This is a genomic window from Paraburkholderia sp. MM5384-R2, assembly GCF_014201025.1.
In the GTDB taxonomy this organism is placed as follows: domain Bacteria; phylum Pseudomonadota; class Gammaproteobacteria; order Burkholderiales; family Burkholderiaceae; genus Paraburkholderia; species Paraburkholderia tuberum.
Window position 1 is genome coordinate 146,890 of sequence record NZ_JACHDI010000017.1, and the last position, 12,234, is coordinate 159,123.

Annotated in this window: 11 protein-coding genes and 1 pseudogene; 3 read left to right on the forward strand and 9 right to left on the reverse strand. The window is 62.3% G+C overall.

The genetic code is table 11. The features are described from left to right. Nucleotides 1-971 precede the first annotated feature (971 nt). Nucleotides 972-1,259 (reverse strand): hypothetical protein, encoded by a 288-nt coding sequence (locus HDG37_RS39460; protein ID WP_090810393.1) that lies wholly within the window; start codon nucleotides 1,257-1,259, stop codon nucleotides 972-974. A 536-nt stretch (nucleotides 1,260-1,795) separates the two neighbouring features. Between HDG37_RS39460 and HDG37_RS24925 the strand changes: the two genes are divergently transcribed. Further along, entirely contained in the window at nucleotides 1,796-2,080 is a 285-nt protein-coding gene (locus HDG37_RS24925) for a hypothetical protein (RefSeq protein WP_090810391.1), read from the forward strand. A gap of 174 nt (nucleotides 2,081-2,254) precedes the next feature. Here HDG37_RS24925 and HDG37_RS39465 read toward each other — a convergent pair whose 3' ends face one another. The 8 genes and pseudogenes from HDG37_RS39465 to HDG37_RS40075 all read right to left on the reverse strand — a co-directional run. Next, entirely contained in the window at nucleotides 2,255-2,380 is a 126-nt protein-coding gene (locus HDG37_RS39465; RefSeq protein ID WP_260334983.1) for a hypothetical protein, read from the reverse strand. A 201-nt stretch (nucleotides 2,381-2,581) separates the two neighbouring features. Beyond that, nucleotides 2,582-2,806: a hypothetical protein gene (locus tag HDG37_RS24930; protein WP_184052173.1), complete on the reverse strand. Its 225-nt coding sequence runs from the start codon at nucleotides 2,804-2,806 to the stop codon at nucleotides 2,582-2,584. 276 nt (nucleotides 2,807-3,082) lie between these two features. Continuing rightward, complete coding sequence (locus tag HDG37_RS24935; RefSeq protein ID WP_012428559.1) at nucleotides 3,083-3,286, reverse strand: cold-shock protein; 204 nt, start codon at nucleotides 3,284-3,286, stop codon at nucleotides 3,083-3,085. A gap of 373 nt (nucleotides 3,287-3,659) precedes the next feature. After that, nucleotides 3,660-4,775, reverse strand: coding sequence for a dihydrolipoamide acetyltransferase family protein (locus HDG37_RS24940; RefSeq protein ID WP_184052175.1), 1,116 nt, complete (start codon nucleotides 4,773-4,775; stop codon nucleotides 3,660-3,662). Between the two features lie 7 nt (nucleotides 4,776-4,782). Next, nucleotides 4,783-5,760: an alpha-ketoacid dehydrogenase subunit beta gene (locus tag HDG37_RS24945; RefSeq protein ID WP_184052177.1), complete on the reverse strand. Its 978-nt coding sequence runs from the start codon at nucleotides 5,758-5,760 to the stop codon at nucleotides 4,783-4,785. After that, on the reverse strand, nucleotides 5,753-6,841 hold the full coding sequence (gene pdhA, locus HDG37_RS24950; RefSeq protein ID WP_184052179.1) for a pyruvate dehydrogenase (acetyl-transferring) E1 component subunit alpha: 1,089 nt from the start codon (nucleotides 6,839-6,841) through the stop codon (nucleotides 5,753-5,755). The genes HDG37_RS24945 and pdhA overlap by 8 nt, the downstream gene beginning before the upstream one ends. A gap of 324 nt (nucleotides 6,842-7,165) precedes the next feature. Then, nucleotides 7,166-7,480, reverse strand: a complete 315-nt coding sequence (locus HDG37_RS39470; protein ID WP_260334986.1) for a TetR/AcrR family transcriptional regulator C-terminal domain-containing protein — start codon at nucleotides 7,478-7,480, stop codon at nucleotides 7,166-7,168. Nucleotides 7,481-7,663: 183 nt separating this feature from the next. Continuing rightward, nucleotides 7,664-7,825, reverse strand: a pseudogene (locus HDG37_RS40075) (hypothetical protein); the annotation flags it as partial. Nucleotides 7,826-7,912: 87 nt separating this feature from the next. Here HDG37_RS40075 and HDG37_RS24960 point away from each other — a divergent pair. Together HDG37_RS24960 and HDG37_RS24965 are read left to right on the forward strand one after the other, a co-directional pair. After that, complete coding sequence (locus tag HDG37_RS24960; protein WP_184052181.1) at nucleotides 7,913-11,062, forward strand: efflux RND transporter permease subunit; 3,150 nt, start codon at nucleotides 7,913-7,915, stop codon at nucleotides 11,060-11,062. Nucleotides 11,063-11,080: 18 nt separating this feature from the next. Continuing rightward, on the forward strand, nucleotides 11,081-12,229 hold the full coding sequence (locus HDG37_RS24965) for an efflux RND transporter periplasmic adaptor subunit (protein WP_260334984.1): 1,149 nt from the start codon (nucleotides 11,081-11,083) through the stop codon (nucleotides 12,227-12,229). Nucleotides 12,230-12,234: the final 5 nt, after the last annotated feature.

Sequence of the window (12,234 nt, forward strand, 5' to 3'; positions counted from 1 at the left end):
GGATGGAGTTCGAGCCCGCGGTAGAGACGGGGAACCGGTTGTGATCGGTACCTTTGAGGGCCGTCTCATTGTGTAGCGGAAAAGACGGAGCGGAGCGACGTGGCCACTGCGTCCGCTGCCCTTCAGGAGGTCGGCCACGTTTCGGTTTTGGGTGAAAGCGGATCTCCGGTTCCGTCGGGTACGCAGCTTAAGGACGCGAGGAACGGTCGCAGGTAGAGTGACGATTTCATGCTACGCCCATTGATGGATTTGTACAGAAAAACCCGTGCTCCAGGCGCCGTCAGAGAAGCACAGGGAACATGCAAGTCAACCCGGCACTTACGTACCGCAGCGCCGGTAGGCGGCGGCGATCCGAAGATCCACATCGGACTGCCTCTCTTCTCCGGTTCATCATGTGGCGACGCAGAATGCGCCTCCGACATGCGCGGCAAGCAGTCTCGACGTCAACAATTCAACGACGGCGAAACGAAGCGCGCGAAAGTGCATTGCAGCCCCGTTCGCCCTTTTTGGCGGAAATCGATTCACCCTTTCGTCAGGTAATAAGGAGTTCCAGCGTTACCCGGCCGCCTGCGAGGAGACCAATGCGGTGTTTGCGCCTCTGGCACGACGCGGACGCATCCGCGACCACGCCATTGCCGAGCGTGACATGCAACGGCTATCCGGACCGACTTCATTTCGGGGGTGGGGCGACGAGACGGCGTGAGCCAGCGACGCCGATTGCTGCTCGACTTGCAGGTCTGCGGTACGTTTTTGCAGCCGGCCACATCGAATCTTCGCGGAAGGCAAAATCGCGAATCGTTCGGGAGGATGATCGCCGGCGAGCGTCCCGAGCAGCACGTCGATCGCAGCCCTGTCCCGCTATTGCGGCAGCCGCCTTTTATGTGGGAGCGGCGATCAGATCGGCCATCAGGCACACAGCAATTCGTCGCACGATCGAGCACATCGATGGATGCTGTCCGTCAGCGGCGTTTTTATATGTCGATGACCGAAGCGCCGCTCACCTTTCCGTCGACGATGTCCTTTCCCTGCTGCCGGGCGGCTCGCCTTGCCGTACCGAAGTCAGAGAATGTATGCGTTTGGTTCAGCCTGAAGACCCGGCTTGCGGAGGGAATTGCTGTCGCCGCCGGACGACATATCCGTACTGCAATTTCGTAACCTTCCGCGTAACGGGAATGTCCGTCAAAGCGACTGAATGTGCGGGGAAAGACAAGGGGATGAAGTTCGTACCCCTTGTAGAGAAGAATCGGGTGTGTCGACATGTTGGTCACTCCACAGGGTATGGCTCACTATACGCTGGAACGGGTTACATCGGGCGGCGCAGACGCAGAGGCTGTTACCAGAATTGTATTGACCGATAGTACTGTCGCGCGTACCTTGAAACGTGGGGTCGGCAAAGCGGGGCACTTCCCGGATTGTCATAGCGTTGGCTTAGATGGCCGGCGACGGCTGTCTGCCTGGTTCCACCTCTACGCTTACGTTGCAAACTCTTCAAGAACACCACGATCAACAGCGTCTGCTTGCCACGCGCGATGAGGCTGGCCAAGGATACGGGAGCGATCCACTTCGTGAGTTCGGGACAGTGTGGTGCCCGATCGGACAAACGTGAGCGGAATGCCGGGTGAGGGAACGCTTGCGGATGTTAAGCACGAAGCTCGGGTATCCGCGTACCGGACAGCTAGCCAGGAAACTTCGTTCCGGTCGCCTCGTCGGTGTGGCTCGGGGGCGTATCTCCTTCGGCCAAACCTGCACAACGATCAAAAACGTGCTGCTTGCTGCGGCCAAAAGGAGTGACCTGATGACAACCATTCGCCATTATCGCGGTCTCGATATTTCCCTACTCGTGTATCCGCATCGCACGACTCAACCAGGATATGGTCACAATTACGAGGAAGGATTCGATGCGTCGATTCGCATCAGCGACCCGGATTCCATGACGGACAACCCGCGAAGTCGCTTATTCCGTGTGCCCGGCAAGAGGCCCTTCGTGAATGCCGGCGACGCAAGGCGCGCGTCGGTGGCCTACGCCGAAATGCTGATTGATACTGACGGCTTTGATCGCGCCATCCTGGAATCCCCCTGAGCGCTAGAGCCAGAACCCAAGTCTATGCAGAAGGTACCCGTGTTCGCGCGCGCCAGCGGCACGCCATCAACAATGTGTGTGATAAAGAAGTTGGCCTTCTGATCGTCAGTCGCCACATGCTCGGCAGGCTATGCCAGTGCGACCGCATTGCTGCCAGTTCGGGTCATCGCCTCCTCAGGCGTCGACCACGAAGTAGATGCCGTCATGCCCGAAGGGAAGCCATGTCCATTCCATCTCGGCCGCATAGTGACCGATGGGTGATTGCCGTCCGCCCGCGCCTGCGTTCACACTTCGACCCATTCTGAAAGCTCAAGAGCGTCGTCGACTTCCATGCCGTGTGCAGAATGCCGAAGACGTCGATAGAGAAAATCCAGAAGTTCGCACTGAGCCCGGCTCAAACCGAAAGGTAACCGATCGATCGCGCGTGATGTTTGCGGGCGCCTTATTGCACGCGTCCTGATGCCTGAGATGCGTTGAGCGTGCAGATCTGGGGCGTCGCCGTTAACCGCGCGTGTCGACCCAGTTGCGTGCCCAGCGTGTCGAGTGCTGCAACGCCTGCTCCTCACTCGTGAAGTAATCGAGCGAATAGAACTGGTAGCGGCCGTCCGCGCGCTTGCTATCGGCGCGTTCGAGCAGCAGGTTGGAGGAAAAACTGCCGTCGGGCAAACGATGCGCCGAGGGCTGGACGGCATAGCCGTTGTATTGTTGAATTTGTTTGTTCTGCATTTTAGTTTTAATAATGTCGAGTGCGCGCGTACCTTGCGAAATGTGCACAGGTACGCCGATTCAAAGGCATCTCAGGCCGAATCTGAAGCAGTCGGAAAGCGAAGACGTGGCGCTAATGCCAGAGGGGAAAATGAGCGCAATGAGACGTATGGCGCTTGGCAAGCTGCCGGCGAAACCGATGCAGCCAGGAGCGAACGCGCAACTTCAGGAAACAACGCTCCGTAAGGATGTCCCTGCAACCCGGCGTCCGTCGCGGAACGCCGGGCTCTTCAAACTTTACAGCGGCTTGATGTTAGCTGCCTGCAGACCCTTCGGGCCTTGCTTCGTTTCGAAGCTCACCTTCTGATTTTCAGCCAGCGTCTTGAAGCCGTCGCCGCTGATTTCGGAGAAGTGAGCGAAAAGGTCGTCACCGCCCTTGTCCGGGGTGATGAAGCCAAAACCTTTGCTATCGTTGAACCACTTAACGGTACCGGTATCCATGAAAAATCCTTGAGAAAAAACGGGAAAATGTGCTCCGTTGAAGAGCGTATGAAGCGTCAAGGAGGGAGAGGACAACGAATACCGCTGAGGAGCGAGCAATTGATGAACAGCAATCGAACTTCTTGAACTTCATGCGGCACCTTAACCGCCAAGTGGTACCAGCGTCAATACTTATCTTGTAACTGTTCCACGGGTTGGGCCGTTTTGCAGACGAAGCGATCCAAAGACCGGGTGCGCTGCAAGAAGCTGCGAACCGGCACGCCTCGATCGATTTACGGATTGGCATACGATTTCGCTGTGCCTAAATCTGCGAACGTCCCAAGCTGGACACAACGCATACACCTTCTGAATTTTTGAATTCGCGCAGTCACAGCTACTGCGCCATCTGCAGATCCACGATCGCCGCGGCGAGAAACCGTGCTGCTTCGCCGCCCGTGACGACCCGATGGTCGAACGTCAGACTAAGCGGCAAGATCCGATGCACGGCCGGAACGCCACTTACCGCCACGACCTGCTCGTGAATGCGCCCCGCTCCGAGGATCGCGACAGTGGGCGGCACGACCACGGGAGCTGCGTATTTGCCGGCGATCATGCCGAAGTTCGACAACGTGATCGTATTGCCGCGCAGTTCCTCCGGTGGAATCTTGCGTGCCCGGATGTCGACACGCATCCGGTCGAGGCCGCCGCGCAGATCCGCTGCGTTGCGGTGCGCAACGTCGCGCAATACCGGTACAAAGAGGCCATCCGGTAGATCGACGGCAATGCCGAGGTCGATCTTTTCCAGTACGTGGCGCCGTCCCGCATGTCCGTCGAACCATGCGTTGAGGCCGGGTTCGGCGCTGCATCCTGCTACCAGCGCACGGATCAGGCGGACCGTCACATCGGTATGTGGCGGCCACTCATGAATGTCGGCGTCGTCGATGACGGTCGCGGCCGCCACTTCGCTCTGCGCGCGCGCCATGTTCTGCGCCATCGCGCGCCGCACGCCGCGCAGCACTTCGGGCGGACCGAGCTGAGCGAGTATCTTCGCGACGCGCTGCACGTCAGCCGCCGTGATGACACCCTCCGCCCCCGACGGTGTCACCATCGCAAGATCGACATCAAGCTTGCGCGCGAGCGCCCGCACCGCCGGGATCGCCTTGATCGTGCCGACACCCGTGCCCGGGCTGCCGCCGAGCGCCGCCGGCGCTTCGTGCACCACCTGCTGGCCGACCTCCATATGACCGACCACGGTACCGGCATCGGCTTCGTCGGCCGCTCCTTCGAATGCGACGAGCGGCGCCCCCAGATGCACGATATCGCCGGGCTGGCCGAACAGCTTCGCGACTCGGCCGGATTGAGGCGACGGAATATCGACGATCGCCTTCGCCGTTTCCACCGACAGCAGCCGTTGATCCGCGCGAATGTCTTCGCCGCTCTTGACGTGCCACTCGACGATCTCCGCTTCCTGCAAACCTTCGCCGAGATCAGGCAGTTTGAAGATTTTCATGGCATCCCTACGCTTCCAGCGCCTGCCTGACCGCGCCAACGATGCGCTCAGTGCCTGGCATGTATTGATTCTCGAGTCTGTACAGCGGCACCACCACGTCATAACCGGTGACGCGCTGCACCGGTGCGAGCAGCGAGTACAGTCCGCGCTCGGCGATGTTGGCGGCGATCTCCGCGCCGACCCCTCCGGCATGCGAGCCCTCATGCACGATCACGCAGCGTCCGGTTTTCGCCACCGACGCGAGAATGGTGTTCATGTCGAGCGGCTTGAGCGTGGCCACGTCGATCACCTCGGCCATCACGCCTTCCTGCGCAAGCAGATCGGCCGCAGCCTGCACGTCTTGCAACGCCCCGCCCCAACTCACCAGTGTGACGTCTGCCCCATCGCGCAACGTAAAGCAACTGTCGAGTGGCAGCGCTTCGCCGTCATCCTCCACCGGCTGCCTGAAGAGCCGGTACAGCCGCGTCGGCTCGAAGAAGATCACCGGGTCCGGGTCCCGGATCGCCGCCAGCAGCAAGCCGTACGCGCGTGCTGGCGACGACGGCGTCACGACGCGCAGCCCGGGTATGTGGGCGAACAGCGCTTCAGGGCTTTCGGAATGGTGCTCTGGTGCGTGAATGCCTGCGCCGCATGGCGCACGGATCACCAGCGGACACGTCAGTCGTCCGCGCGTTCGATGCCGCAGACGCGACGCATGATTCAGGATGTGATCGATGGTCGGATAGACAAACCCCGCGAACTGGATCTCCACAACAGGCTTAACGCCCATCGCCGCCATGCCGATCGCGCAGCCGGCGAGGGCGGTTTCGGCCAGCGGCGTGTCGATCACCCGCTGAGCGCCAAAGCGCGTCTGCAACCCGACGGTCGCGCGAAATACGCCGCCGTTCACGCCAATGTCCTCTCCGAGCAGCACAACGGTAGGGTCGTGCGCCAGTTCATATGCGAGTGCCTGATTGACGGCCTCGACCATGTTGAGGTCAGCCATCGCCGTTCCCCTTAGCCGGAGCGAAACGTTGCGCCATCGCCAGTTGCTCACGCATCGCTGCGGGCAACGCCTCATACAGGTGATCGAACATCGCGGATGGGCCCGCAGGCGGTATCGCCAGGTACGCGTCGACGGCCTGCTCGACCTGCGCACGGCACGCCTTACCGAGTTCCTCGTCCTGCGCCTTGGTCCAGACGTTCACGTGCATCAGGTAGGTGCGCAAACGAAGCAGCGGCTCGTATTCCCATTGCTTGGCGATGACCTCGGCGTCGCGATAGCGTGTCGCGTCATCGGCCGTCGTGTGATCACCAAGGCGATAGCTGAGCGCCTCGATCAGCGTCGGGCCATCGCCGCGGCGAGCCTTGGCGAGCGCCGCGTGGACAACCTGATGCACGGCGATCACGTCGTTGCCGTCGACCTGCAGCCCCTCTATCCCTGCAGCGATCGCCTTTTGCGCGAGCGTTTGCGCAGCGCTCTGGTGGCTGCGCGGTACCGAAATCGCCCACTGGTTGTTATTGACGACGAGCACAAGCGGCGCCTGCCAGACGCCGGCCATGTTCATCGCCTCGTAGAAATCGCCCTTGGATGTGCCGCCGTCGCCGAAGATCGCCACCGCAACGCGCGGCTCGTGACGCAGCAGGAACGCGTACGCTGCGCCGGCCGCATGGCACACCTGTGTGCCGATCGGCACACAGTTCGGAAAATCGTTACGGGGCACGCTGAAATCGCTGCCGCGCTCGTCGCCGCCCCAATACAGGAGACTTTCCGTCATCGTGACGCCGCGCAGCAATTGCGCGGCGTGATCGCGGTACGAGGGGAACAGCACGTCGTCGGGCTGCATCGCGCTGGCGACGCCGACACCGATCGCCTCCTGGCCGACCGACGACGCAAAGGTGCCGAGCTTGCCGGTACGCTGCAGCGCGACCGCCTTCGTGTCGAACGCCCGTGTCAGCACCATCGCGCGATAGAGCGGAATCAGCGCCGCCGGGTCACGTGCGAAGGCCGGCAATGACTGGACAGGCTCGCCAGCGGAGCCAAGGTATTGCGTATAGCCGATATGAAAGCTGACAGCCGTCGTCATGTCCGCCCCCCATGTTCTTTCAGATTTCAAATACGTGCCGGAGTTCGCGCGCGAGCGCTACCGCGCTCGTGCCGTCAGAGTTCGGCACGTACCAACTTGAGTTTAGGCAAGGGAAACACGTACAGGGGGCCAATTCCTCGCCGCCTCGACCACACGCGGCACGGCAACCGGGAATACGGACGCCCGATTGTCGCAATGCAGCAGCCGGTGGCCGGTTGCGCGGCCCCGGAAGCAGACGGGGATTGGGCCGGCATCCCGCCGGCCGCGGCCGCTCCAGGCGAATATCGGCCGGGCAGAATCGGACGAAGACCGGAACGCGCTCGCTCAAAGCACCTTGCATCCAGCGAGGAAGATGCGGACCGCCTCACGCGCGATTCTGTTGCGCTCCGATGCGCCGGGGCGCCTCCTGGTGGCGCCAAGCAGCAGCCGCGCGCGGACCCCGCCGAGTACCAGGTGTAGAAACTGCTCGGTAGCCAGCGCAACGTCATCGAGTTGCAATGCGTTATCGGCGACTGCCGAACGAAGATAGTCCGAAAGCGGCTCCATGCCGCGTAGTCCACCCGCCTTGTTGTAATACCCGCTGATGAGTTCGGGAAAACGATAGGCCTCGGTCAGAAGCAGGCGATGCAATGCGATCATGTCAGGCCGCGTGCCCACATCCAGCAGATGGAGCGCGACCTTCTCGAGGACATGCTCCGGACGGCGCGCGTCGAGCACGATATCGCCGAGCTGCGTGATCCACGAACGACGCAGCGTCTCGACGATTGCGCTGAACAGGCCCGCCTTGCTGCCGAATCGATCGTACAGCGTTTTTTTTGCAATACCCGCCTCTCGCGCGATGCCTTCAAGGCTGGTCTCGCGATATCCAGCGGCAAGAAAATGGCGCTGCGCAACATCGAGCAGGCGCTGCAGACGAATTTCGGACTCTCGCAGCGTAGGACGCCCGCCTGATCGGATAGGTTGAGTCTGTGTTTCGCGCGTCACGATCCAGGCCTATTGACAATGTCTACCGACGGCGGAAACTATACCGGCGCGTTTCCGTCAAGCTACCTGGGACTCGGGGCGAGGTCAATGGTCGATTTCTTTATCGAGCGTCCGATCTTCGCATCGTCGATCGCCATCATCATGGTGCTCGCGGGGCTCATTGCCTGGTTCAACCTGCCGGTGGAGCGGTTTCCGCAGATCACGCCGCCACAGGTTCTGGTCAAGTCGACCTATACGGGTGCGAGCGCGCAGGTCGTGGCGGACACCGTCACCGCGCCGCTCGAAGAGCAGATCAACGGCGTGCCGGGTATGAGCTACCTGTCGTCGGTGAGTGCCAACGATGGCACGTCCACGATCACCGTCACGTTCAACGTCGGCTACAACATCGACATCGGCGCGGTCGACGTGCAGAACCGCATCTCGCAGGCGACGGCGCAGCTTCCCAGCATCGTCAATCAGGCCGGCATCACCATCCAGAAGCAGAATCCGAACTTTGTTCTGGCAGTGAATCTCTATTCGCCAGACGGTTCGATCGATCCTGTCACCCTCAGCAACTACGCTTATCTCCAGCTCGTCGACTCGCTCAAGCGCCTGCCCGGCGTGAGCGATGTCACGATCTTCGGCGAACGCCGCTACTCGATGCGCATCTGGCTCGACCCAAACAAGCTCGCCGCGCTCGGCATGACAGCCAGCGATGTCCAGCATGCGATCGCCGAGCAGAATGTGCAGGTCGCCGCAGGCAAGTTCGGCGAGGCGCCGGCGCCGGCGGGCACGACGTTTCAATACCAGATCAACACCCACGGCCAGTTGGCGGACGCGCAGCAATTCGGCAATATCGTGCTGCGCGCCGGCACGGCGAGCGACGCCACTGTGTATCTGCGCGACGTGGCGCGCATCGATCTGGGCGCGCTTCAGTACACCTCTAGCGCCTCCGTGAACGAACACCCGGCGGCGCTGCTCGCCGTCTTCCAGTTGCCGAGCGCTAATGCGCTCGACCTCGACCAGCGTGTCAAGGCCACGATGCAGACGCTTGCAAAGCGCTTTCCGAAAGGGATGGCGTGGGGCATCACCTACGACACCACCATGTTCGTGTCCGCCTCGATGGTCGAGGTGATGAAGACGCTGACCTTTGCGCTGCTGCTGGTGCTGGGCGTCGTGTTCCTGTTCCTGCAGAGCTGGCGGACCACGTTCATTCCGATGATCGCCATTCCAGTGGCGCTCATCGGCACCCTCGCGATCATGCTGGTGCTCGGCTTTTCGCTGAACACGGTCAGCCTGCTCGGCATGGTCCTCGCTATCGGCCTCGTCGTCGACGATGCGATCGTCGTGGTCGAGAATGTCCAACGCCAGCTCGAGAGCGGGCTTACGCCCATGGCTGCGGCGAAGGCGGCGATGCGGGAAGTGACGGGGCCGATCGTTGCCACCTCGGCAGTGCTCGGCGCCGTGTTCGTGCCGATCGCCTTCCTGCCGGGCGTGACGGGCCGTCTCTACAATCAGTTTGCGTTGACCATCGCCATTTCGGTGGCGCTCTCGGCGTTCAATTCCCTGACGCTCAGTCCGGCGCTCTGCGCGTTGCTGTTGCGACGGGACAGGCCGCCGCGGTTCATCCTGTTTCGCAAGTTCAATCAAGGCTTTAACTGGGCGCGCAGCCACTACGCGAATTCGCTGCGCGGCTTGATCCGGCTGCGCTGGCTCGCGCTGGCGGTCTTCGCGTGTGGCCTGGGTGTGACTTGGCTGCTCCATTCGACGATCCCTTCCGCCTTTTTGCCGGTTGAAGATCCCGGCTATTTCTATGTGATTACGCAACTCCCGTATGGCGCTTCGCTGCAACGCACCGAAGCCGTAATGGAGAAGACCCGCGCGATCCTGAGGGCGACGCCCGGCGTGGCGAACGTGCTGTCCATCAGCGGTCTGAATTTCATCACTCGCAGCACGACGTCGAACAGTGCGGCCCAGTTTGTGATTCTCAAGCCGTGGGACGAGCGAGGTGCGAAGCAGAGCGTCGCCAACCTCATCGCCACGGTACAGCCGAAGCTCAATCAGATTCCGGAGGCGGTGGCGCTTGCACTGATTCCACCGACTATTGCCGGCCTCGGCACCTTCGGCGGCTTCGATTTCGAAATCGAGGACCTGAGCGGCCGGGGCAGTGCCGCACTCGGCGAGGCGACCCAGGCCTTTCTCGCCCAGGCGCGGCAACAGCCTGAACTCGAGCGGCGCACCCTGCTCACCAGCTACAACACGTCGACGCCGCAATACGATTTCAATCTCGACCGCGTGAAGGCGAAGCTGCTCGGGCTCAACCTGAGCGATGTGTTCGATACGATGCAGATCTATCTCGGCTCGCTGTACGTGAACAATGTGACGCTGTTCGGCCGCACCTTCGAGGTGTTGCTCGAGGCCGACGACAACGCCCGCGGGAACCGCAGCGACCTGTCGCGGCTCTACGTGCGCAACGCCGCGGGAAGCATGGTGCCGCTGGGCACGCTCGGCCGGCTCGAACCGACGGTGGGGCCGGACACGGTGCCTCATTACAACCTCTACGGTGCCGCGGAGATCACCGGCAGTGCGGCGCCGGGCTACAGTTCGGCCCAGGCGATCGCGGCGATGGAGCGCGCGGCGCGCGTTTTGCCGGCGGATTTCGGCTATGACTGGACGGGCATTACCTATCAGGAGCTGCAGGCCGGCTCGGTCGCGGGCCTGGTCTTCGCGCTCGCGCTGTCCTTCGTGTTCCTGTTCCTCGCCGCGCAATACGAGAGCTGGACGTTGCCGTTCACCATCATCCTCACGGTGCCGCTAGCCCTGTTCGGCGCGCTGGGGCTGCTGTGGCTGCGTCACATGCAGGTCGACATCTATGCGCAGATTGGTTTCGTCCTGCTGATCGGGCTGGCGGCGAAGAACGCGATCCTGATCGTCGAATTTGCCAAGCGGCGCCGCGAAGCCGGCCTCGATATCGTCGCGGCGGTGACCGAGGCGGCCCGCCTGCGTCTGCGCCCGATCCTCATGACCGCGTTCGCGTTCATCTTTGGCGCCGTCCCATTGATGATCGCCTCCGGCGCGGGCGCCGCGAGCCGCCGGTCGATCGGGACGACGGTGGTAGGCGGCATGCTCGCCGCCACCCTGCTCAGCCTGGGATTCGTGCCGATCTTCTACACGGTGATCGAGCACTTGCGTGAGGCCGTGCTCAAACGTATCGGTCGCGCGCCTCGCGATGGCGGCGAGGCGGCGTCCGGGGATTGATCGGGGAGCAACGGCGCAATGAGAGTCGGCAAACTTCGCGTTGTAGCCACAGGCCTGGCGATCGCCGTAGTCGTCTGCGTCCTGTCGTTCACAGGTGGGGGAGCGCGACAGGCTACCGGCAGCCCGCCCGCGCCGGACCCAGCCGCCCCCACCGAGGTGCCCGTAACCCAGGTGGTCGAGCAGACCGTGCCGGTTTACCTCGAATATGTCGGCACCACGGACGCGATCCGCACCGTCACGCTTCAGGCGCAGGTGACCGGCTACCTGGCGAAGCAGGGGGTGTCCGATGGCTCGGACGTGAGCAAGGGCACACTCCTGTATGAGATCGATCCGCGCAGTTATCAGGCGGCGCTCGATCAGGCCAGGGCGCAGGCGGCAAAGGATGCGGCTGCGCTCGAATATGCCATCGCCAGCCATCGCCGCAATACGCTGATGAGCGAGACGGGCGACGTGTCGATCGATACGCTGCAGCAGTCCGCGAGCACCGAGCATCAAGACCTGGCCGCGCTCGCGGCGGATCGTGCGCTCATCGAGACGGCGCGGCTCAATCTCGACTTTACGAAGATCCGCGCGCCGTTCTCCGGGCGTCTCAGCCTGAGTCAGGTGCATGAAGGTGCGCTCATCAGCAGCACGGGGACCCAGCTCAACACCCTCGTGCAGCTCGACCCGATCTATGCCACCTTCAATCCGCCCGACACCGATCTCGCCACTATCCAGCAGGATCAGGCGAAGGGGACCATCGCGGCCGAGGTCATCGTCGGTCAGGGCGCGAGCCCGCAGTACCGTGGCAGGCTCACGTTTCTCGACAACAACGTGGGGCGCAGCAGCGGCACCATCACCGCACGCGCGACCGTCGAGAACCCGGATCACACGTTGCTGCCGGGGCAATTCATCCGCGTGCGCCTGCACGTCGCGGACGCACCCAACACGCTGCTGGTGCCACAAGTGGCCGTCGGCTCCAACCAGCTTGGCAAATACGTCTACGTCGTCGGCGCAGACAAGCGGGTCGAGCAGCGCTACGTGACCCTCGGCTCGGACTACGGGCCACTTGTTGCGGTCAGGAAGGGCGTCGTTCGGGGCGATTCGGTCGTGGTCGGCAATCTCCTCAAGCTCAGCCCCGGCATGGCCGTGAAACCGGTTGCGGCGAAGCCTTTAAACGGCCCGTAACATGA